Below are 21,590 nucleotides of genomic sequence, written 5' to 3'. Positions count from 1 at the left end.
AAGGAGTACATATGCTTTCAAAAAATGTAGATTTAAACAACACGGTAATCCTTGTAACGGGTGCCACTGGATTTGTAGGGGCTAATCTAGTTATGTCCTTACTATCTGAAGCAGAAGGGACTCAAATTATTGGCATAGATTCTGTTAATGATTACTATGATGTAGCATTGAAAGAGTATCGATTGCAACAGATTGATGAACTTAGCAAAGATAATAAGAATATATGGATTTTTAAAAAAGGGAATATTGCAGATAAGTCCTTTGTTGATGAAATTTTTGCTATCTATAAACCACGAGTTGTAGTGAATCTAGCAGCTCAAGCAGGGGTTCGTTACTCTATCACTAACCCCGACGCCTATATTGAGTCTAATATTATTGGATTTTATAATATTCTAGAAGCTTGTCGTCATTCTTATGACGATGGTGAAAGAGGTGTAGAGCATTTAGTGTATGCATCATCTTCTTCTGTATATGGTGCAAATAAACAAATCCCATACTCTATAGATGATAAAGTAGATAATCCTGTATCTCTTTATGCAGCTACAAAAAAGTCAAATGAGTTATTGGCTTATTCGTATGCTAAATTATATAACATCCCTAGCACAGGGCTTCGTTTCTTCACTGTATACGGCCCTGCAGGTCGTCCAGATATGGCATACTTTGGTTTTACAAATACATTACGTAATGGTGGGACAATTAAAATTTTTAACTACGGCAATTGTAAGCGTGATTTCACCTATATCGATGATATCGTAGAAGGCGTTTCTAAGGTTATGTCTACTGCACCAGAGCGTCGCAATGGTGCGGATGGCTTGCCAGTTCCACCGTACGCTATTTATAATATCGGCAATAGCAACCCAGAAAATTTACTTGATTTTGTGCGCATTCTTTCAGAGGAATTGGTTTCTGCTGGCGTATTGTCAGAAGATTATAATTTTGAGGAGCATAAAGAATTAGTACCCATGCAACCAGGGGATGTGCCTGTTACATATGCTGATACAAGTGCGTTAGAAGCAGATTTTGGCTTTAAACCTAATACAACCTTACGAGAAGGGTTAAAGCGTTTTGCCATATGGTATAAAGATTTCTATATGATGGAGGGCAAATAAATGAAAATTGCAATTGCTGGTACAGGCTATGTAGGCCTTTCCAATGGTGTGTTGTTAGCTCAACACAATGAAGTGGTGGCCCTCGATATCATCCCAGAAAAAGTAGATATGTTAAATCGCAAAGAGACACCTATTGTAGATGCTGAATTGCAAGAGTATTTAGCTACTAAGGAGTTAAACTTCAAAGCTACACTTGACCCAGTAGAAGCTTTTAACAGTGCAGATTATGTTATCATTTCGACACCTACAAATTATGATCCTCAAAAAAACTTTTTCGATACATCTTCTGTTGAACAAGTCATTAAAACTGTGCTAGAGATTAATCCTGATGCAGTAATGATTATTAAATCAACTGTACCGGTGGGCTATACGGTACAAATGCGTAAAGAATTTAATACGGAGAATTTAATTTTCTCGCCAGAATTCTTGCGTGAAGGTAAAGCCTTATACGATAATTTACATCCATCCCGTATTGTTGTGGGCGAGGATTCTGACAGAGCACGTCGTTTTGGCCAATTACTAGCAGACGGTGCTATTAAAGAAAATATTCCACAATTATATACTGATTCTACGGAAGCGGAAGCAATTAAATTGTTTGCTAATACGTATTTAGCATTACGTGTAGCGTATTTCAATGAGTTAGACTCCTATGCTGAAGTACGTGGCCTTAGCACAAGTCAAATCATCAAGGGGGTTTGTTTAGATCCTCGTATTGGAGATTTTTATAATAATCCTTCCTTTGGTTATGGTGGTTATTGCTTGCCAAAAGATACAAAGCAATTATTAGCTAACTATAATGATGTACCACAAAACTTAATTTCTGCCATTGTCGATGCGAATAGAACACGTAAAGATCATGTGGCAGATACTATTATTGCTAAAAATCCGAAAATTGTTGGTATCTATCGCTTGACCATGAAGATGAACTCTGATAATTTTAGAGCATCAGCCATTCAAGGTGTTATGAAACGTATTAAGGCGAAAGGGATTGCTGTGGTAGTATATGAACCTACACTAGATGCAGAAGATTTCTTTAATTCGCCAGTTATACGTAATTTTGAAGATTTTAAGCGTATTAGTGATGTCATTGTAGCTAATCGCTGGGATAGTAGCTTAGAAGGTGTAAAAGATAAAGTTTATACACGAGATATTTTTGATAGAGATTAATACAGCTATATGTATTGTGGCGTTTAGGAGAGTAGTATGAAACGTTGGATACTATATATTGTGTTATGTCTAATTGTGTTTTTTATATGGGATAATTCCTTGCAAAATGGAGGAACCTCTGATGGGTTTAGTCTTATTTTTGCAAAGTGGATTGCCCCTATAGCTAATAAATTAGGCTTTTACGGAAATATATGGGCCTTAAATAGGATTATTCGAAAATTAGCCCACCTTACAGAGTTCATAATCCTTGGTGGTGTTTTATATGTAGTTCTACGCCGCTATATTGAATATGGCACAGTAGTAAAAACAATAGTAGTGGGTATAGTAATAGCTAGTCTAGATGAATTTATACAATTATTTTCTCTAGGACGCAGCTCTCAACTGTCTGATGTACTGATTGATACAGTTGGTATAATCATCGGTATATCGGTAGTGAAATTAACTTATTATATTAGTCATGATAAAAGATAAAAGTACATTTAAAAATTAAATAATTATTAATATAATAATGTGTAAAATATGACTCATAATTGTAGAAATTATGGGTCATATTTTATGAAGGATAAATGAATATATAAAAATTGTATTAAATGAACATATAATAATTTATTTATTTTTATAGAAAAACCACTATACAAGCGACCGGTCCCTTGTTATAATCGTGAATGTAAAATGAATTATAAACTTAAATGAGAAGAACATGAACTTTATAAAAGAGGTCGATTTTGAAAAGAAAATCGAAAGTAGAAGGGAAAGATTATGAGTCGCGTGGTTGATTTACATGGTTGCATTTTGCCAGCTGTGTTAGGCCCACAAGGGCCTCAAACAATGGCAGAATCAGTAAAAATGATTAAGTCCTTGTCTGAACAAGGTATTACAGATATTTTTAGTACGCCTGATGTAACAGTATCTATGGATCTGAACACATGGAATGCTATAAACTCTTTAGTTAATAAAGTAAAAGTTATGGTTAAGGAGCAACAAGTAGATATAACTATTCACAGTGGAGCTCGCGTAATGCTTTGTGATGAAATGGTTGCATATATAGCTTCTCATCGCAATCAATATACGTTGGGAGATAGCCATTTTATATTAGTTGCTCTTCCACAAAATAGCAAAGTGCATCATATTAATGCGTGGTTATTAAGTCTACTAGATATGGGGCTTGTACCTATTATTAGTGAAGTAGAAACTTATGGACAATTATTTACTAAACCTGAACAATTACTAGCATGGGTTGATAGAGGTATTTTGATTCAATGTAATATGGCATCTTTTGATCATGGTAACGCTAACTATGATAGGGCCATTGAATTATATCGAAATGGTTTAATTCATTTCTTTGGTACTGGTTACAGCGATGGCTGTGATGTTGAGACGTACCAAGGTTATGTGGAAGCAATTTCTGAATTAGACAATACGTATAAAAAAGATTTGTTGCCAAATATCCATCTTAATGAACGCGACCTCTTAGCTAATCGCACATTTTATCCTTCTGTCCCATCTAGTTGGGTGGGGAAAAAGGGTAATTTCTTAACTCGTCTATTTGGCTTTGCATTATAATTTATATAGGTTCTTTTATCCATGTCATATTGGCATAGATAAAGGGACCTATTTTTACTTTATATTGTATTTAGGGTTGAAAACAACCACCATATATAGTATACTGAGAAGGCGGTAAAAATAGAGGGGGTTTCTAATAATTCTTTACATTTTTACATATAAATTTATAAAAAGTGTGATTAGACATACTTTTTATACTTCTTAACATATATTTTGGCAGTAACAAGATGGGGAGGTTGCCAATATGTTGCAGGTCATTAAGCGTGATGGCACGAAGGTACCATTCGACAAAAACAAGATTGCTTTGGCTATTGAAAAAGCTGAACATAGTAGTACTGGGTTGTACGAAGAGGGCTTGGCACAGCGTATTGCAAATGAAATTGAGGAATATGCTACTAAGCTTCAAAAAGACATGACAATTTATGCTATTGAAGATCAAGTGTATTATAAGTTGATTGAGTATCATAATCCTGCAACGGCACGTGCCTATGAAGGTTACAAAGCTGTTCAAGCTTTTAAACGTCGTCAAAATACAACTGATGATGATGTAATTGGTTTATTAGATCGTAGTAATATCAGTGTTCTTGATGAAAATTCTAATAAGGATGCTGCTATTGTATCTACCCAACGGGATTTAATTGCTGGTGAAGTATCTAAGGATATTGCTCGTCGTAAATTGATTCCTACCGATATTTTGGAAGCCCATGATAGTGGAGCTATCCACTTCCATGATATGGATTATATTATTCAACCTATGTTTAACTGTTGCTTGATTAATTTGGAAGATATGCTTACAAATGGCACAGTAATTAATGGTAAAAAAATCGATACACCTAAGTCTTTCCAAGTTGCTTGTACTGTAACAACACAAATCATTGCACAAGTAGCATCTGGTCAATATGGTGGTCAAAGTATTAATGGTATTGACCGTATTTTGGCACCATTTGTACGTAAATCTTATGAAAAAATCCTCAATAATGTTATTGAAGAGCAAGTTGAGATTTATGGCATGGAGCCTAATATGGAAAAGGCTCGTGAAATAGCGTGGAAACGTACGCGTAAAGAGGTTAAAGATGGTATCCAAACTATTCAATACCAAATCAATACATTGATGACCACAAATGGTCAATCTCCATTTGTTACATTATTTATGTATTTCCAACCAGACTATGAATACGCGAAGGAAGCGGCTCTTATTACAGAAGAAATTTTGCGCCAACGTATTAAAGGTGTAAAAAACGAAGCCGATGTATATATTACACCAGCCTTTCCTAAGTTGATTTATGTTCTTGATGAGCATAATGTAACACCAGATAGTCCATACTATTACTTAACTGAATTGGCAGCACAATGTACGGCTAAGCGCATGTACCCTGACTATATTTCTGCAAAAAAAATGAAGGAAAACTACTCAGGTAATGTCTTTAGTCCTATGGGCTGTCGATCCTTCTTATCTCCTTGGAAGGATGAAAATGGTGAATACAAGTTTGATGGACGTTTTAACATTGGTGTAGTAAGTTTAAACTTACCTCAAATTGGCATTCTAGCCCGCGGTAGTGAAGAACGATATTTTGAAATCTTAGATAAACGACTTGAGTTGGCAGAAAAAGCACTAATGCTTCGTTATGAATTACTTAAGGACGTAGTGAGTGATGTGTCACCAATCCATTGGCAACACGGTGCTATTGCAAGACTTAAAAAAGGCGAGAAAATTGCCAAATTCTTGACTGGCGGTTATGCGACTATTTCCTTGGGATATATTGGTATTTATGAAGCAACTCGTTTAATTACCGGTGAATCGAATACAGGCGAGAAAGGTCGCGTTTTTGCGATGAAGATTATGGATCGCTTAAATGCAGCTGTTGATGAATGGCGAGTTAAACATAACATGGGCTTTGCATTATATGGTACACCTGCTGAAAGTTTAACCCATCGATTCTCTTCTTTGGATCGCGCTCGTTTTGGTATTATTGAGGACATTACGGATAAGGGTTATTATACTAATAGTTATCATGTAAGCGTACGAGAAGAGATTAATGTATTTGATAAGTTCTCCTTTGAATCTGAGTTCCAAAAGAAATCTACAGGTGGCTGTATTTCCTATGCAGAAATTCCTAATATGACTAATAATATTCCAGCTGTTTTGACTATGATTCAATATATTTATGATCATATTTCTTATGCTGAATTTAATACCAAGTCTGACTATTGTCACGAATGTGGCTTTGATGGAGAAATTAAGGTAAATGAACATAACGAGTGGGAATGCCCTCGTTGCCACAATACAAATCGCGATAAATTAACTGTTATCCGTCGTACTTGTGGATACCTTGGCGAAAACTTCTGGAATGAAGGGCGCACAAAGGAAATTAAAGATCGTGTAATGCACATTTAAGATTATTAGAGTTATAGTTTTAATAATTATTCTGTATATTAAGCATATTAAGATAAACTGTTATATAGATTAATATAATTATCATAGACATCTAATGATGTGGGATACGATTTTAGTTCTAAATACGATAGTTTTAAATGGTAAAAGCTGTGCCTAAGGCACAGCTTTTACTGTATATATGAGAAATTGAAATATATCTATATAGTGTTGATCAAAGTTGATAGGCACTACTATGGAGGTTATGATGAGATATGGGCAAATAAGACAATATGATATTGCCAATGGAGAAGGGATTCGTACATCTATATTTGTAACAGGTTGTACACATTGTTGTTATAATTGTTTTAATGAAGAATACCAAGATTTTAATGCTGGTAAGGTATGGACGCAAGCTGAGACAGATTTAGTGGTTTCCTATGTGAAGAATCCTACATGTTCAGGGTTAACATTATTAGGTGGGGAGCCATTTCAAAATGTACAAGGCTTATTACCGGTGGTGAGAGCTGTTCGAGCAGCGGCGCCAGAAAAGAAGATTTGGGCCTATTCCGGCTATGAAATAGATGATATCTTAGAAGATGAGTTGCGAAGTGCTTTATTACAAGAAATCGACATTCTCGTAGATGGCCGCTTTGTAGATGAACTTAAGGATCCTGCTTTGCGCTTCAGAGGTTCTTCAAATCAGCGTATCATTGATGTTAAAAAGACATTAGCGGCTGGGGAAATTGTATTAGCGATGGAGTAAATATGATATATGATAAACGATTTATAGGACTCATTATTATAGTTGGCTTTATAGCAGGGCTAGTAGGGGCTTCCTATACGCATTTATTACATGGAATCCAACATTTCGTATATAATTACTCCTCTGCTGATCATCTGAGCTTTGGTGCAGCTGTGGCTCGAGTATCACCGATAGAACGATTAATACCCTTAATCGTCTGTGGCGTGATAGGTGGCGTAGGTTGGGTTTTGATTCACAGATATGGTAAAGGCGTTGTAGATATAAAAACGGCAGTTTCTGGTAAAATGGATATGAATCCAATTACTACTGTTTTACATGCAACACTGCAAATAATTACGGTAGGTATTGGTTCTCCATTAGGTCGAGAAGTTGCACCACGTGAGGCTAGCGCTGGTATTACTACCTTTTTAGTTAAACATTTTGATATAAAACAAGAAGACCGTCAATTATTAGTTGCATGTGCTGCAGGCGCTGGTTTAGCTGCAGTTTATAATTCACCATTATCTGCGGCAATTTTCACATTAGAAACTTTGCTTCTTACTTGGAATATACGGGCTATGAGTGCAGCCCTCTTATGTTGTGGTTTGGCTACATTTGTGACGCGACAAGCTGGTGTAGGAGATGTTATACAATATACAATGGCACAACCCAGTTTGGGGAGTCATTATGTAGAGTTTTCTATCGTTTTAGGCGCTATTATTGCAATTGGTGTTGTTTTATTTAATATTACACAAAGTAAGCTACCCGCCATTCATCGTAGTAGTCCTGTAATGATTCCCATTTCTATCGTAGCATTTACACTAATTGGTGTTTTAGCTATGTATTTTCCTGAAATTCTTGGAAATGGTAAAGCAGGCAATGAGTTGACTTTTACGAACGATATCACATGGACATATGCATTGGGTTTATTTGGATCCAAATGGGTAGCTGTTTTACTTGCTTTGGCCGCTGGTGCATATGGTGGTCGTATTACACCATCTATGATGTTAGGTAGTACTTTGGGAATCGTATTTGGTACCGTATGGGCTATTGCTATAGCGCCAGTATCTTTGGGAATGTCTGCTTTTGTGGGGGCCGTAGTATTCTTAGGCCTTGCACAAAAAATGCCTATGACATCTTGTGTATTTATGCTTGAATTATCTCGTTTCTCTGTAGAGATGTTGTTTCCTATAGCTTTAACAATGGGGACAGCCCTTATGGTAGAGCAAATTATTCAATCAAAATTAAATAGCGCTAAGCAGCACTAAATAGCAGTTAATAAAAGTTAAATATAATATATAGAAAAGAAGCGGATAGTTGAGTTAATCAACTATCCGCTTTTAATGTATATGTAATTATACGATTTTGGCGTTCTTATCGTATTCCTCGCCACCCGCATCAGGAAGCATGCCATATTCTACAGTCCACAAGTGTTTATATTTTAGTGCTTGATTGTGAATACGTTCGATTTGCGTTTCATCTGTACGAGCTATGCGAGCTGGGATTCCAACAACTAAAGAGTTAGGTGGGATTACAGTGTTCTCCTTTATGACTGCACCAGCAGCAATAATAGAGCCAGAGCCAATATGACAACCGCTTAATACAATAGCGCCCATTCCAACTAATACATTATCTTCGATAGTACTAGCGTGTACTATTGCACCATGGCCAATTGTTACATAATCTCCAAGAATGCAAGCCCTGTCGTCATCAACGTGTAATACAGAGTTATCCTGTACATTGGAATAGCGACCTACTACAATTTTATTTACATCACCGCGAAGTGCACAGTTTTGCCAAATGGAAGCATATTCTTTTAGTTCAACATCACCTGCAAGTTCTGCACCAGGCATAACACAACTTTTGGGATCTAATTTGGGGTATTTTCCGTGAAATGGTAACATAAGGAACTCCTAATTTATTAACTATACGATTTCAATAAGACGTTGTGCTTTACGAATAGACATAATAGCTTCGTTCATTACTGTTTGTACTATAGTGTGAGCAGGTTCAATAGTAGTAAGTCGGTTTAAACCTTGTCCAACTTGTACAGCACCATTTACAACATCGCCATCGATAGCAGCACGTTTGTTAGTGCCTTGGGACATTTTGGTGCGTTCTTCAGGAGTAGTGACACCATCTGTTTCGGCAGCTAAGTAACGTGTAGTGAATTCGTTTTTCAAGCTACGTACTCCACCGTGACCGGAGAGGAGACCCGTTACAACAGAGTCTGTATCTGTGGCTTTGATAATTGCTTCTTTCATATTTATGTGGGCTTGGCATTCTTCAGCTAACAAAAAACGGGAACCCATTTGTACACCCTCAGCACCCATCAACAATGCTGCTGCAATACCACGACCATCTACGATAGCGCCTGCTACAACAACAGGAATGGAAATCTCAGGTAAAATATTTTCCATCAAGGACATGGTTGTTTGGCTACCAATATGTCCACCAGCTTCCATACCCTCAATAATAATTGCATCAGCACCAGCTTCTTCAATGCGTTTAGCAAGTTTTAGAGATGGGACAACAGGGATAACTTTAATGCCTGCATCTTGCAATGGTTTAATATATGGTACAGGATTGCCTGCTCCAAGTGTTACAAATGCAGGCTTTTCTTCAATGATAATATCCACTAATTCGTCTTTATTGGGAGCCATTAACATGAGATTGACTCCGAAAGGCTTATCCGTTAAGTCTTTACAAGCACGAATCTCGTTGCGCGTCCATTCTGCATCACGACCACCAAGAGCAATTACACCTGTAGCACCTGCATTAGCTACGGCAGCAACTAGTTTGTGTTCAGATACCCAAGCCATAGCACCTTGGATGATAGGGTATTCGATTTGTAAAAGTTGTGTTAATGCTGTTCTCATAAAGCCTCCTATGATAACAATTAGATTTACTGAAACTTTATTATACCTTTATACGAGAATTTTATATAAGAATGATTTTATTTTCTTATATAAAATTAGAGTATTAATAAAGTCAAGAATATTCATCAGTATATACTTATATACTAAAGAGATTAAGCATAATATTATTTGGAGATTATATGTAATCATATAATCTCTTCTCTATATAATAGTATAATATAGTAATTATGTACACCTTAGATAAGGTTATTATAGTTATTTATTTAAACAATATGCTTTCAAAATTAATTTCCAATTATTGGATTAAAATAAAATATTCAGCAGTAGTCTAAAGATAAAAAAACTAAATGATAATATATTTCAAATGAGTTAAGTAGTAGAAAACCGCATAGTATCTATGATTATTAAATATTATAAAAAATGAGAAAATAAGAAAATGAGTATTGAAAAGTTTCGATGTCTTTGATATACTACATTACAGATAGAGTATCTGAATTAATTAAAGATAAACATTAAACAATAATTTTCAAGTGAAGGAGGAAATACACATGGAAAAATATGTATGCGTAGTATGTGGTTGGGTTTATGACGAAGCTGTTGAAGGCGTAAAATTCGAAGATCAACCAGCTGATTATGTTTGCCCAATTTGCGGTGTTGGTAAAGACCAATTCGAAAAAATGTAATTGACTTACCAAAAGGCTATCTTGAGTCCACTTGAGATAGTCTTTTTTATTTGACAAAGCACCATGTCATGTTTATAATATTATGAGTCGAGGTAAGATTATGAAACTGCAAGTAGAGCAAGCAAAAGAACATATAGGAAAGAAATTTCCTTATAGCTATACGATATCAGCCTCTGAGCTTGGTGACGTAACTGCTTTTCCTTGGAGCCGTCATGATATAACCATTAGTGGTGAGTTTTGGTTTGATGGTCAAAATTACATCGTTCAAGGTTCGATTCAGTCTAAAGGCGATTATGATTGTTCCCGTTGTTTAAATACCACAGAACATTATCGAAAAGATTTCTTTGAGGAAATCTTTAGTGATTGTCGAGATGCTGCAGATGATGTGAATTCTTTTGATGGAGAAGAAATTGACTTAACTGAACTAATTAGGGATACATTAATCATCAATGAGCCCTCTCAAGTGTTATGTCAGGATGATTGCAAAGGATTGTGCGTTCATTGCGGAGCAAATTTAAATGTTTCACCTTGTTCTTGTGAATCCTTTGTGGTGGATCCTCGATTTGCAGAGTTACGTGCTTTGCTTGATGAGAAAGATGATAGATTATCCTAATGATTGTACTAAGGAGGTGCAGATAATGGCAGTACCTAAACGTAGATTGTCTAAATGCCGTCGCGATCGTCGTCGTGCTAATTGGAAATTAGAAGCTCCTGGTTATGTAGCATGTCCACAATGCCACGAACCTAAGATGCCTCATCGTGTTTGCCCTACATGTGGTCACTATAAAGGTGAACAAGTAGTAGCTAATGCTTAATATGTGAGCAGAGAGAGACGCCTACTTTGTAGGCGTCTTTTTTATATGCTTTCAAAATATACACTCATATTTTTATATGTTTTGTTATCAATAGCAAGTGTCACTATTTTATAGTAAGATTATTCTATAAGATGGTGACACATTTTTATTTTTTATAAACAATAATACTAAAATATAAAAAAACAACTATATTTTGTATATGCTATGAAAATATCTTACTATATGTATGAAAAGTCTTGCCAATAAGGGAATTATTGTATATACTTAGGATGTAATATTAATACTAGGTCATAAAAGGTGGTCCCATGAGTCGGTTAAAGAAGCAAGAGCGCCAGAAGCAGTTACAAGAAAAACTGAATATTACGCCATTTCTTACTGATGAAGAATTGGCAACACACTTTGGTGTAAGTGTGCCAACAATTCGTCTCGATCGACTAGAATTGGGTATTCCTGAATTGCGTGAACGCATTCGTGTTATGGCTACAGGTCAATCACATGAAATGGCAGAACATGTATCATATGAAGTGGTTGGCGAATTGATTGATGTCACCGAGGGGCACCAAGCATTATCTATGTTGCGTACTACGGCTGATATGGAAGATCAATTCGGATATGTAGAACCGCAGTATTTATATGCGCAAGCAAATTCCCTTGCAAAAGTGGTTATGGGGACGACTGTTTGCTCTGCGGAAGTTGGAAATATAAAATATAAAAACCCGGTAGGATCTGGTACTAATTTGGTAGCGAAAGCAGAAATTGTTCGTCGCCGAGGTAATAAGTTCTTTATTTGGGTTATAATAAGAGATAAAATAAAAGAAGTGTTTCGCGCAAAATTTATTATGGAATCCGTAGAGAATAGGGTGTAAATTATGAAAATTGCAATAGACGCCATGGGTGGCGACTTTGCTCCAATGGAGACTGTACTTGGATCCATTGAAGCCGTACGAGCAAATCAACACATTGAAGTGGTGCTCGTCGGCGATGAGCAGCAAATTTTTGATATATTAGAAGCTAATAATGAAGCTAAGAATCCACGTATTTCTGTACATCATGCTAGCCAGGTAATCGGCATGGATGAACATCCAGGTCAAGCATTGCGCAAGAAAAAAGATGCATCTGTTGTGGTCGCTACTTCGTTGGTTCGCGATAATCGTTGTGATGCTGTAATTGCTCCGGGGAGTACGGGAGCTGCTGTTGCAGCGGCTTTGTTTGGTCTCGGTCGCATTAAGGGCATTGACCGCCCTGTCATTGCAACTCCAATGCCAACGGTAAGTGGTATAACAGTTATGTTAGACTCTGGTGCAAATTCTAATAGTAAACCTAAACATCTTGTACAAGGTGCTTTAATGGGGTCTGAATACGCTAAGCTTTTATTAGGAAAAGAAAATCCTACTGTAGGATTGTTAAATATTGGTGAAGAGGCCACAAAGGGGAACGATGTCGTATTGGCGACGTATCCGATTTTGGAGGGTATGAAGACTATCAATTTTAAAGGAAATATTGAAGGTCGTGATATTCCTAAAGGTGCCGTTGATGTTGTCGTATGTGATGGCTTCGTAGGCAATGTGGTACTTAAATTTGCGGAAGGTTTAGTAACAGGTCTTACGCAATTAGTAAAGGATAGTATCATGGCAGGAAGTATTTTCGCCAAGATAGGAGCTATGCTTGTAAAGCCAGCTTTGAAAAAGATGGCAAAACGTTTGGATCACACAGAAAATGGTGGTGCTCCGCTCTTGGGAGTTAATGGGGTATTCATGATTGCTCATGGTAGTTCTAAAGCAAAAGAAATAAAAACTGCTATTGAAATTGCTAGTGATTTAGTAGAGCGTAAAATTATTCAACACATAAGAGAAACGATGGATATTGAAGGAGCCTTAAAGTATGACTATGATGAATAAACCTGTAGGAATCATTGGTACTGGGAGCTTCCTTCCTGACAATGTAGTAACAAACTTTGATCTTGAAAAAATGGTTGATACCAATGATCAATGGATTAGAGAGCGTACGGGTATAGAAGAACGACGCATTGCACCGGAAGGTATGAATACATCCTATATGGCGACAGAGGCAGCAAAAAAAGCTATGCAAATGGCTAATGTCACTGCAGAGGAAATCGACATGATTATCTTTGCTACCTTAACACCAGATATGATTATTCCTTCGGCAGCTTGTGTATTGCAAGCGAACTTAGGCGCCAAAAACGCTGCAGCCTATGATTTACAAGCGGCATGCTCTGGGTTTGTATATGGATTGATTACTGCCGCTAGTTATATTAGTTCTGGTATTTATAAAAAAGTACTCGTCGTGGGGGCGGAAATCCTTTCCCGTCGAGTAAACTGGAATGATCGTGGTACATGTATCCTCTTTGGTGATGGTGCTGGGGCTGCAGTAGTATCTGAAGTACCTGAAGGCTATGGCATTAAAGGTATTGACATGGGCGCCGATGGCACTGGCGGACCAGCGCTTTGCATTCCTGCAGGTGGCACTGCTGTGGTGGCAAATGATCAACGCGTAGAAGAGGGCTTAACATTTATTCATATGGATGGCCCTGAAGTATATAAATTTGCCGTTAAAACGATGGGGCGTACGGTTTTAAAATCCTTAGAACGCGCTGGTATGGAGTTAAACGAATTAGATTACTTCATTCCTCATCAAGCGAATATTCGTATTATTGATTCGGCAGCCAAACGTTTACATCTGCCAATGGAAAAAGTTTTTGTTAATTTACATAAGTATGGTAATACATCTGCCGCGTCTGTAGCGATTGCACTTGATGAAGCTAATCGCGAGGGACGTTTCAAACGCGGTGATAATGTTGCGTTTGCAGGATTTGGTGCAGGCCTAACATGGGCAAGCCTGGTCTTGAAATGGTATTAAGGAGGACACATCAAGATGATTAAGACTGACATTTGTGATTTATTGCAGATTGAGTATCCAATCTTTCAAGGTGGTATGGCTTGGCTCGGTACTGCAGAATTAGCGGCAGCCGTTTCTGAAGCTGGTGGCCTTGGGATTATTGGTGCTGGTCATATGCCTCCTGATATTTTCCGTAATGAAATCCATAAATTAAAAGAGCGCACTAGCAAGCCTTTTGGCTGTAATATTATGCTCATGTCTCCATTTGTAAAAGAGGTTATGGAAGTAGTTGTGGAAGAACGTGTTCCTGTTATCACTACAGGTGCAGGTAATCCTGGTGTTTATGTTCCCGCTTTGAAAGAAATTGGTACAAAAGTTATTCCTGTAGTTGCATCAGTATTACTTGCAAAGCGCTTATTACGTGGCGGTATTGATGCAATTATTGCTGAAGGTACAGAGTCTGGTGGTCACGTAGGTGATATTACAACTATGGCATTAATTCCTCAAGTAGTTGATGCTGTAGATGTACCAGTTATTGCTGCTGGTGGTATTGCAGATGGTCGTGGTATGGCTGCGGCATTTGCATTAGGTGCTAAAGCGGTACAAATGGGGACACGATTCGTATTATCCGAAGAATGTATTGCCCATGAAAATTATAAAAATGCTGTATTGAAAGCAAAAGATCGTGCTACAGTTATGACTGGCTTAACAACAGGTCATCCTGTACGTATTATAGATAATGCGTTAGCTCATAAATATAAATCCCTTGAATTTAGTGGTGGTTCTAAAGAGGAATTGGAAGCATTAGGCGCTGGCACACTTCGTTTAGCTGCTATTGATGGTAATATAAAAGAAGGTTCTGTAATGATCGGTCAAATTTCTGGTATGTTAACAGATGTTAAACCATGTGAAACTATCATTAAAGATATCATGACTGAAGCTGAAACAGTGATTAAGAATCTTCAAGGTCTTAGTAAATAAGGAGGCCCCTAATGAAAACGGCATTTGTTTTTCCTGGTCAAGGTTCTCAAAAAGTAGGCATGTTACAAGATTTGTATAATGCGTATCCTATTGTAAAACAACGTTTTGAAGAGGCTGACGAAGCACTTGGTTATTCCATCAGTAAATTATGCTTCGAAGGTCCTGATACAGAGCTCGTTAAAACAGCAAATACACAACCAGCTATTTTGACTGCATCCGTAGCTTGTTATGAAATTCTAAAAGAACAAGGCTTTACGCCTGATATCGTAGGCGGGCATAGTCTTGGTGAGTATAGTGCTCTAGTAGCAGCCGGTGTATTGAACTTTAAAGACGCAGTATATGTAGTTCATAAACGCGGTGAATATATGCAAGAAGCTGTGCCATTGGGTAAAGGCGCTATGGCGGCAATTTTGGCATTACCTCGTGAGCAAGTTGTAGAAATTTGTGAAGAAGTAAATGCTTCTGTAGGTTCTGTACAAGCAGTTAACTTCAATTGCCCTGGACAAATCGTTATTGCCGGTGAAACTGCAGCGGTGGAAACAGCAGCTGAAAAAATGAAAGAAGCAGGAGCGAAACGTGCAGTAATGCTTCCGGTGAGTGCTCCATTCCACAGCCGTTTGATGGAACCCGCGGCTCTTCGGTTAAAGGAAGAATTGGATAAGATCCAAGTGAGTGATGCACAAATTCCTGTAGTTGCAAATGTTACTGGTAAGATTTTGACTAATGCCAATGACATTAAAGAGTCCTTAGTTACTCAAGCCGCTAACCCTGTTTTATGGGAAGATTGTGTAGCTGAAATGGTAAACTTTGGTATTACTCGCTTTGTTGAAGTGGGGCCTGGGAAAGTACTTACAGGTTTTACTAAAAAGATTAACAAAGATATGGAATTAGCCAATGTTGAAGACATTGCATCCTTAGAGAAAACGCTTGAATTTTTGAAGGGGGTTCGATAAAATGCATTTAGAGGGTAAAGTAGCCATTGTAACTGGCGCATCCCGTGGCATTGGTCGCGCTGTAGCTATCAATCTAGCACAATCTGGTGCTGATGTTGTTGTAAACTATAGCGGTAGCGAAGGTGCAGCGCAAGAAACTGTTGAAGCTGTACAAGCGTTAGGCCGCAAAGCCATTAAAATTAAAGCTAATGTAGCCAATGCTGATGAAGTTGCTTCCATGGTGGAAGAAGCTCATAAAGAATTTGGTCACATTGATATTCTCGTGAATAATGCGGGGATTACGCGTGACGGTTTGTTAATGCGAATGAAAGACGAAGATTTTGATGCTGTTATCGATATCAACTTAAAAGGTGTTTACTTGGTAACTAAAGCAGTATCTAAAATCATGATGAAACAACGTTCTGGTCATATTATTAACATGACATCTGTTGTTGGTGTTATAGGTAATGCTGGTCAAACTAACTATGCTGCTTCTAAAGCGGGCGTAATTGGTTTTACTAAATCCTGTGCTAAAGAATTGGCTAGCCGTGGTATTACAGTTAATGCTATTGCACCAGGCTTTATCAATACAGATATGACTGATGTATTACCAGAAAAAGTTAAAGAAGCTATGGTTACTCAAATTCCGTTGGGCCGTATGGCTGATGCCGAAGAAGTAGCAACAGTAGCAACATTCCTTGCTAGCGATTTTGCTAATTATATTACGGGTCAAGTCATCAATGTTGATGGTGGCATGGTAATGTAGTTGTAAAATTAGACTATATATAAATACACTTTGAAAGGAGGTGAACCACTAATGAACACTTTCGATAAAGTTAAAGCAATCGTTGTGGAACAATTAGGCGTTGATGAAGCTGAAGTTACCATTGATTCTACATTCATCGACGACTTAGGCGCTGACTCCTTAGATATCGTTGAATTGATCATGGCATTTGAAGAAGAATTCAATGTTGAAATCCCTGACGACGTTGCAGAAAAAATTAAAACCGTTAAGGATACAGTAGAATATATTGATTCTGCTAAATAAGCTGTAAAGCTAACAATTCAACCGAACGGGAGGCCGAGTGGCCTCCCAACCGGTTTTATTTACAGGAGGATTTGATAGTGAAGCTCCCTGAACTTCGCATTGGGAATCTAGTGGCCAAAGTACCTATTATTCAAGGTGGTATGGCGATTAGATTGTCTACAGCTCGCTTGGCAGCAGCCGTTGCAAATGAAGGTGGTATCGGCCTTATTGCGGCATCGGGCTTGCCTTTCGATGAATTACGATACGAAATACAATTAGCTAGAAAATTATCACCTACGGGTATTATTGGTATAAATGCGATGGTAGCAGCAACTCAATTTGCTGGCTTAGTAAAGACTGCCATCGAAGAAGGCATTGATCTTGTAGTAGCAGGTGCTGGTTTTTCAAGAGATATGTTCGCAATGGGCAAAGAGTCTGGTACTCCTATTGTACCAATTGTTTCGTCCGCAAAATTAGCTCGCATTTCTGAAGGTTTAGGTGCTGCAGCTGTAATCGTAGAAGGCTGTGAAGCTGGTGGACACTTGGGGACGGATCGTTCCGCTCGAGAAATCGTTCCCGAAGTTGTAGCAGCGGTAAAAAACATTCCAGTAATTGCTGCTGGTGGTGTTCTAGATGGCCATGATATCGTTAAAATGTTAAAAATCGGCGCTAGTGGTGTTCAAATGGGTAGCCGTTTTGCTGCTTCTGATGAATGTAATGCATCTGATGAATTGAAAAAAATGTATGTACGAGCTACAAACCCTGAGGATATAGTATTGATTCAAAGTCCTGTTGGTTTGCCTGGTCAAGCAATAAAAAACAAATTTGCTGAATCTGTTTTAGATGGTACTGTAGCGCCTCCAACGGTGTGTGATAACTGTTTAAAACATTGTTCCCATAAATTCTGCATTATCCGTGCTCTTTCTCGCGCACAACAAGGTGATGTGGAAACGGGGTTGGTGTTCTCTGGCAATAATATGAGAAAAGTCGATAGGATTATGCCAGTTAAAGATATCTTTGCTCAATTAAAACAGCAAGTAGCAGAGATTGATTAATTTAAAGGGCTGTATAGCTATAAGAGGTGGAATAATTGGAAAAACGTGTAGTAATTACTGGCTTAGGGGCAGTGACTCCTGTAGGTATCGGTAAAGAGAACTTCTACAATGCGTTATTGGCAGGTCAATCTGGTATTGGGCCGATTACACGCTTTGACGCATCTGACTATGCAACACGCATTGCGGGTGAAGTAAAAGACTTTGATATTACAAACTATGGGGTAGACAAGAAAGAAGCTCGTCGTATGGACCGTTCTGTAGAATTTGCTATCGGTGCAGCTGTTCTTGCTTGTGAAGATGCTGATCTTGATTTAGATAAAGCAGATTTAGATCGCTGTGGTACTGTAGTTGGTACAGGTATAGGCGGCATTGACTCTATCCATGAGGTGTATGAAACATTATTCGAAAAAGGTCCTGGCCGTGTAAGTCCATTTGCAGTACCTATGATGATTGCAAATATGACATCTGCACGCGTATCTATTCGCCTTGGTCTTAAAGGTCCAGTTATTACAGACGTAACTGCTTGTACTTCTGGTACAAATGCGATTGGCGATGCATTCCGTATCATCCAACGTGGAGATGCTGATGTGATGTTTGCTGGTGGTACTGAGGCTGCGGTATCTCCGGCTGCTGTAGCTGGTTTTGCGGCTATGAAAGCTATGTCTACACGCAATGATGAGCCAACAAAGGCGTCCCGTCCATTTGACCGTGACCGTGATGGTTTCGTAATGGGTGAAGGTGCTGGTATCGTAGTTCTTGAAGAATTAGAACACGCAAAAGCACGCGGTGCGCATATCTATGCTGAAGTTGTGGGCTATGGTAGCAATGGTGATGCTTACCATATCACTGCACCAGCTCCAGGTGGTGTTCAAGCTCGTAAATGTATGGAATTAGCAATTAAAGATGCAGGTATTGATCCTAAAGACGTTAACTACATCAATGCTCATGGTACATCTACTGGCCTTAATGACCAAAATGAAACATTGGCTATTAAAGAATTGTTCGGCGATCACGCTAAAAATATCGCTGTTAACTCTACTAAATCCATGACAGGTCACTTATTGGGGGCTGCTGGTGCTATTGAAACTATCGTAATGGCAATGGCGATTGAAACTGGTAAAGTTCACCCTACAATTAACTGTGACAATCCTGATGAAGGTTTGGATCTGGACTATGTTCGTGAAGGCGCACGTGAACTTCAAGTAAAATGTGCACTTTCTAACTCTTTCGGTTTTGGTGGTCATAACGGTACACTTTGCATTCGCCGTTATGAAGCTTAATGGTTACTATCGAAACGCATAAGAGTAAGATAACACAAGCTCGTGAAGAATCTCTTCATGAGCTTGTTGCTCGTTTAGACATACCTGTGTCAGATATATCCATTATAGATTGTGCTTTTACACATACTTCTTATGCGAATGAACATAAATCAAAGCATATTCATCACAATCAGCGATTAGAGTTTTTAGGCGATGCTGTTTTGGATCTTATTATTGGGGAATACCTATTTAAGACATATCCAGATATGGCTGAAGGTAATTTAACGAAAATTAAGGCCGCTACAGTGTGTGAGGATTCTTTAGCATCTGTGAGTCGTTCTTTGCAACTAGGACAATATTTATTGCTCGGTCATGGAGAACGCGCTTCCGGTGGTAACGATAGAAACTCTATATTAGCGGATACCTTTGAGTCTCTCATCGGTGCCATTTATATTTCTACAGATTATCAAACGGCTATGGCCTTTGTTTTAAAGCATTTAACTACCTATATCATGCAAGCCTTAGAAGGTAAGCGGGGCAAAGATTATAAGACATTATTACAAGAATATGTGCAACGTGATGGGGATAAACATATTGTCTATCATTTGCTCAGTGAAAGTGGTCCCGATCATGCTAAAACCTTCCATATGGAGGTTGAAATTAATGGTGTTACTTACGAGGCCGGCTCTGGTAAAAGTAAAAAAATTGCAGAACAACATGCGGCTCAATTGACTTTAGAAAAGTTGATGGCTGATAAATAGAAAAGCGCCGAATGGCGCTTTTTTTGTATAATAGTATGTGAGTAATATATAGTATGTGAGTAATAATCTATATAATGGTAGATGAATAATGATCTATATAATGATAGATGAACAATAATCTATATAATAATAGATGAATAATAATTTTTACATAAGAAGAGGAGGTGTCTATGAAACCATTTGGTATGATTCCCTTTTTTATACCTCACGTAGGTTGTCCCTATGTGTGTACATTTTGTAATCAATCTCGTATTACAGGCCAATCTGGTATTAGTCACCTAACTCCAGAATATATACAACAAACAATCAAAGACTATGTAGGAACAAAGCGGAATGAAAAGTTTTGGGAGGTTGCCTTTTATGGTGGATCATTTACGGCTATTATTAAAGATTTACAACATAAATTATTAATGCCTGCCTATGAAATGCTTCAACAGGGCCTCATTGATGGCATACGCTGTTCTACAAGGCCCGATGCTGTAGGAGATGAAGCGATTACATTATTACAGTCTTATGGAGTAAAAACTGTGGAACTTGGTGTGCAGTCTATGAATGATGGTATTTTAGTCGATGCTAAGAGGGGGCACACGGCACAAGAGGTAGTAGAGGCTGTTACACGATTAAAACATCGTGATATGACCGTTGGGGTTCAACTTTTACCGGGACTAAAAGGAGAGACTTGGCAAACCATAATAGAAACGGCCATTGCAGTAGCCGCATTACGACCTGATTTTGTACGTATCTATCCCGTACTAGTTATAGAAAATACAGAGCTAGCCGAACAGTATAGAGCTGGAGAATATAAACCACTAAGTACTGAGCTAGCTATACAGTATTGTTCATTTTTAAAAGATTGGTTTGAACAGCATGGCATTGAAGTCATTCGCACGGGTTTACAAAGTACAGAAGAATTAGATTCTAGGAATAGCTTAGTAGCGGGGCCATATGAGCCCGCTATGGGGGAGCTGGTTGTGAACGAACAGTATAAGCAGCGAATTGAACGTTGTATTGATGAGCATGCATCTCAGTATACGTACGCACTAAGTAACGATTGTTTTAATCTAACTGACTACGCTACTTATGAAAATCTAGGATTTAGTGGAGTTAGTGCTTATAATGCTGATAATAGTGGATATATAGATAACACTAATAATGATAGAACAAATTATATTAGGAATAATGGTATTGCAGTACAGCATAATATTGTTATTTCTTATCCGAGATGCTTAACATCTAAGGTGCGAGGCCTTAATAATCGAAACGTTAAATACTTTCAGATTCAGTATCCGCAGTATGCATTTGAATGGTGTGAAGAACGCACGAGAAATACCGTTCGTTGCTGTATTGATGGCCTGCAATATGTGTTATAATAAAAGATATGATTATT

Annotated in this window: 23 protein-coding genes; 21 read left to right on the top strand and 2 right to left on the bottom strand. The window is 38.0% G+C overall.

The window, feature by feature from the left end:
* Window positions 1-11: 11 nt before the first annotated feature.
* From KHY58_RS05280 to KHY58_RS05250, 7 genes are all read left to right on the top strand, one after another.
* The gene (locus KHY58_RS05280; protein WP_155086276.1) at window positions 12-1,109 is read left to right on the top strand and encodes an NAD-dependent epimerase/dehydratase family protein; all 1,098 of its coding nucleotides are present in this window, start codon (window positions 12-14) and stop codon (window positions 1,107-1,109) included.
* On the top strand, window positions 1,110-2,276 hold the full coding sequence (locus KHY58_RS05275; protein ID WP_278472378.1) for a nucleotide sugar dehydrogenase: 1,167 nt from the start codon (window positions 1,110-1,112) through the stop codon (window positions 2,274-2,276).
* A gap of 36 nt (window positions 2,277-2,312) precedes the next feature.
* The gene (locus tag KHY58_RS05270) at window positions 2,313-2,747 is read left to right on the top strand and encodes a VanZ family protein (protein WP_278472375.1); all 435 of its coding nucleotides are present in this window, start codon (window positions 2,313-2,315) and stop codon (window positions 2,745-2,747) included.
* Between the two features lie 288 nt (window positions 2,748-3,035).
* Entirely contained in the window at window positions 3,036-3,839 is an 804-nt protein-coding gene (locus KHY58_RS05265) for a tyrosine-protein phosphatase (protein WP_008600644.1), read from the top strand.
* Window positions 3,840-4,083: 244 nt separating this feature from the next.
* Complete coding sequence (nrdD, locus tag KHY58_RS05260) at window positions 4,084-6,234, top strand: anaerobic ribonucleoside-triphosphate reductase (RefSeq protein WP_004693410.1); 2,151 nt, start codon at window positions 4,084-4,086, stop codon at window positions 6,232-6,234.
* Window positions 6,235-6,478: 244 nt separating this feature from the next.
* Window positions 6,479-6,976, top strand: a complete 498-nt coding sequence (nrdG, locus tag KHY58_RS05255) for an anaerobic ribonucleoside-triphosphate reductase activating protein (protein WP_004697282.1) — start codon at window positions 6,479-6,481, stop codon at window positions 6,974-6,976.
* 2 nt (window positions 6,977-6,978) lie between these two features.
* Window positions 6,979-8,223: a chloride channel protein gene (locus tag KHY58_RS05250; RefSeq protein WP_155086274.1), complete on the top strand. Its 1,245-nt coding sequence runs from the start codon at window positions 6,979-6,981 to the stop codon at window positions 8,221-8,223.
* A gap of 87 nt (window positions 8,224-8,310) precedes the next feature.
* Here KHY58_RS05250 and KHY58_RS05245 read toward each other — a convergent pair whose 3' ends face one another.
* Window positions 8,311-8,859 carry a gamma carbonic anhydrase family protein gene (locus KHY58_RS05245; protein WP_004693416.1) on the bottom strand — a complete coding sequence of 183 codons (549 nt, stop codon included), beginning with the start codon at window positions 8,857-8,859 and terminating at the stop codon, window positions 8,311-8,313.
* A gap of 21 nt (window positions 8,860-8,880) precedes the next feature.
* Complete coding sequence (locus tag KHY58_RS05240; RefSeq protein ID WP_004697213.1) at window positions 8,881-9,834, bottom strand: nitronate monooxygenase; 954 nt, start codon at window positions 9,832-9,834, stop codon at window positions 8,881-8,883.
* A gap of 548 nt (window positions 9,835-10,382) precedes the next feature.
* Here KHY58_RS05240 and KHY58_RS05235 point away from each other — a divergent pair.
* The 14 genes from KHY58_RS05235 to KHY58_RS05170 all read left to right on the top strand — a co-directional run bounded on the left by KHY58_RS05235 (window position 10,383) and on the right by KHY58_RS05170 (window position 21,573).
* On the top strand, window positions 10,383-10,517 hold the full coding sequence (locus KHY58_RS05235) for a rubredoxin (RefSeq protein ID WP_004693422.1): 135 nt from the start codon (window positions 10,383-10,385) through the stop codon (window positions 10,515-10,517).
* 100 nt (window positions 10,518-10,617) lie between these two features.
* Window positions 10,618-11,130 (top strand): YceD family protein, encoded by a 513-nt coding sequence (locus KHY58_RS05230; protein ID WP_004693424.1) that lies wholly within the window; start codon window positions 10,618-10,620, stop codon window positions 11,128-11,130.
* 25 nt (window positions 11,131-11,155) lie between these two features.
* Window positions 11,156-11,332 carry a 50S ribosomal protein L32 gene (rpmF, locus tag KHY58_RS05225; protein ID WP_004693428.1) on the top strand — a complete coding sequence of 59 codons (177 nt, stop codon included), beginning with the start codon at window positions 11,156-11,158 and terminating at the stop codon, window positions 11,330-11,332.
* Window positions 11,333-11,637: 305 nt separating this feature from the next.
* Complete coding sequence (gene fapR / locus KHY58_RS05220) at window positions 11,638-12,198, top strand: transcription factor FapR (RefSeq protein WP_004693429.1); 561 nt, start codon at window positions 11,638-11,640, stop codon at window positions 12,196-12,198.
* A 3-nt stretch (window positions 12,199-12,201) separates the two neighbouring features.
* The gene (gene plsX, locus KHY58_RS05215) at window positions 12,202-13,230 is read left to right on the top strand and encodes a phosphate acyltransferase PlsX (RefSeq protein WP_004693432.1); all 1,029 of its coding nucleotides are present in this window, start codon (window positions 12,202-12,204) and stop codon (window positions 13,228-13,230) included.
* Window positions 13,214-14,209, top strand: coding sequence for a beta-ketoacyl-ACP synthase III (locus KHY58_RS05210; protein WP_012864189.1), 996 nt, complete (start codon window positions 13,214-13,216; stop codon window positions 14,207-14,209). The genes plsX and KHY58_RS05210 overlap by 17 nt, the downstream gene beginning before the upstream one ends.
* A gap of 15 nt (window positions 14,210-14,224) precedes the next feature.
* Window positions 14,225-15,169 carry an enoyl-[acyl-carrier-protein] reductase FabK gene (gene fabK / locus KHY58_RS05205; RefSeq protein WP_004693435.1) on the top strand — a complete coding sequence of 315 codons (945 nt, stop codon included), beginning with the start codon at window positions 14,225-14,227 and terminating at the stop codon, window positions 15,167-15,169.
* An 11-nt stretch (window positions 15,170-15,180) separates the two neighbouring features.
* On the top strand, window positions 15,181-16,122 hold the full coding sequence (fabD, locus tag KHY58_RS05200) for an ACP S-malonyltransferase (RefSeq protein WP_278472373.1): 942 nt from the start codon (window positions 15,181-15,183) through the stop codon (window positions 16,120-16,122).
* 1 nt (window position 16,123) lies between these two features.
* Window positions 16,124-16,867, top strand: coding sequence for a 3-oxoacyl-[acyl-carrier-protein] reductase (gene fabG, locus KHY58_RS05195; protein WP_004693439.1), 744 nt, complete (start codon window positions 16,124-16,126; stop codon window positions 16,865-16,867).
* Between the two features lie 51 nt (window positions 16,868-16,918).
* The gene (locus KHY58_RS05190; RefSeq protein WP_004693441.1) at window positions 16,919-17,149 is read left to right on the top strand and encodes an acyl carrier protein; all 231 of its coding nucleotides are present in this window, start codon (window positions 16,919-16,921) and stop codon (window positions 17,147-17,149) included.
* Between the two features lie 77 nt (window positions 17,150-17,226).
* Complete coding sequence (locus KHY58_RS05185; protein ID WP_278472371.1) at window positions 17,227-18,183, top strand: NAD(P)H-dependent flavin oxidoreductase; 957 nt, start codon at window positions 17,227-17,229, stop codon at window positions 18,181-18,183.
* 35 nt (window positions 18,184-18,218) lie between these two features.
* Window positions 18,219-19,463, top strand: a complete 1,245-nt coding sequence (gene fabF, locus KHY58_RS05180; RefSeq protein ID WP_004693446.1) for a beta-ketoacyl-ACP synthase II — start codon at window positions 18,219-18,221, stop codon at window positions 19,461-19,463.
* Window positions 19,463-20,203 (top strand): ribonuclease III, encoded by a 741-nt coding sequence (gene rnc / locus KHY58_RS05175; RefSeq protein WP_004693448.1) that lies wholly within the window; start codon window positions 19,463-19,465, stop codon window positions 20,201-20,203. Before fabF ends, rnc begins: the two co-directional genes overlap by 1 nt.
* Window positions 20,204-20,373: 170 nt before the next feature.
* The gene (locus KHY58_RS05170) at window positions 20,374-21,573 is read left to right on the top strand and encodes an elongator complex protein 3 (protein ID WP_024061460.1); all 1,200 of its coding nucleotides are present in this window, start codon (window positions 20,374-20,376) and stop codon (window positions 21,571-21,573) included.
* Window positions 21,574-21,590 lie beyond the last annotated feature (17 nt).

Source organism: Veillonella parvula, assembly GCF_018366295.1.
GTDB lineage: Bacteria > Bacillota > Negativicutes > Veillonellales > Veillonellaceae > Veillonella > Veillonella parvula_P.
This window is presented reverse-complemented; position numbering and strand designations above follow the sequence as displayed.

Bases quoted from the DNA above. Each gene is read 5' to 3' on its own strand.
- KHY58_RS05190 (WP_004693441.1), top strand. From the start codon at position 16,919: ATGAACACTTTCGATAAAGTTAAAGCAATCGTTGTGGAACAATTAGGC.
- plsX (WP_004693432.1), top strand. From the start codon at position 12,202: ATGAAAATTGCAATAGACGCCATGGGTGGCGACTTTGCTCCAATGGAG.
- KHY58_RS05245 (WP_004693416.1), bottom strand. From the start codon at position 8,859: ATGTTACCATTTCACGGAAAATACCCCAAATTAGATCCCAAAAGTTGT.
- rnc (WP_004693448.1), top strand. From the start codon at position 19,463: ATGGTTACTATCGAAACGCATAAGAGTAAGATAACACAAGCTCGTGAA.
- fabG (WP_004693439.1), top strand. From the start codon at position 16,124: ATGCATTTAGAGGGTAAAGTAGCCATTGTAACTGGCGCATCCCGTGGC.
- KHY58_RS05230 (WP_004693424.1), top strand. From the start codon at position 10,618: ATGAAACTGCAAGTAGAGCAAGCAAAAGAACATATAGGAAAGAAATTT.
- KHY58_RS05250 (WP_155086274.1), top strand. From the start codon at position 6,979: ATGATATATGATAAACGATTTATAGGACTCATTATTATAGTTGGCTTT.
- KHY58_RS05280 (WP_155086276.1), top strand. From the start codon at position 12: ATGCTTTCAAAAAATGTAGATTTAAACAACACGGTAATCCTTGTAACG.
- KHY58_RS05235 (WP_004693422.1), top strand. From the start codon at position 10,383: ATGGAAAAATATGTATGCGTAGTATGTGGTTGGGTTTATGACGAAGCT.
- nrdG (WP_004697282.1), top strand. From the start codon at position 6,479: ATGAGATATGGGCAAATAAGACAATATGATATTGCCAATGGAGAAGGG.
- KHY58_RS05210 (WP_012864189.1), top strand. From the start codon at position 13,214: ATGACTATGATGAATAAACCTGTAGGAATCATTGGTACTGGGAGCTTC.
- KHY58_RS05270 (WP_278472375.1), top strand. From the start codon at position 2,313: ATGAAACGTTGGATACTATATATTGTGTTATGTCTAATTGTGTTTTTT.
- fabK (WP_004693435.1), top strand. From the start codon at position 14,225: ATGATTAAGACTGACATTTGTGATTTATTGCAGATTGAGTATCCAATC.
- KHY58_RS05275 (WP_278472378.1), top strand. From the start codon at position 1,110: ATGAAAATTGCAATTGCTGGTACAGGCTATGTAGGCCTTTCCAATGGT.
- nrdD (WP_004693410.1), top strand. From the start codon at position 4,084: ATGTTGCAGGTCATTAAGCGTGATGGCACGAAGGTACCATTCGACAAA.
- rpmF (WP_004693428.1), top strand. From the start codon at position 11,156: ATGGCAGTACCTAAACGTAGATTGTCTAAATGCCGTCGCGATCGTCGT.
- KHY58_RS05240 (WP_004697213.1), bottom strand. From the start codon at position 9,834: ATGAGAACAGCATTAACACAACTTTTACAAATCGAATACCCTATCATC.
- KHY58_RS05170 (WP_024061460.1), top strand. From the start codon at position 20,374: ATGAAACCATTTGGTATGATTCCCTTTTTTATACCTCACGTAGGTTGT.
- fapR (WP_004693429.1), top strand. From the start codon at position 11,638: ATGAGTCGGTTAAAGAAGCAAGAGCGCCAGAAGCAGTTACAAGAAAAA.
- KHY58_RS05265 (WP_008600644.1), top strand. From the start codon at position 3,036: ATGAGTCGCGTGGTTGATTTACATGGTTGCATTTTGCCAGCTGTGTTA.
- fabD (WP_278472373.1), top strand. From the start codon at position 15,181: ATGAAAACGGCATTTGTTTTTCCTGGTCAAGGTTCTCAAAAAGTAGGC.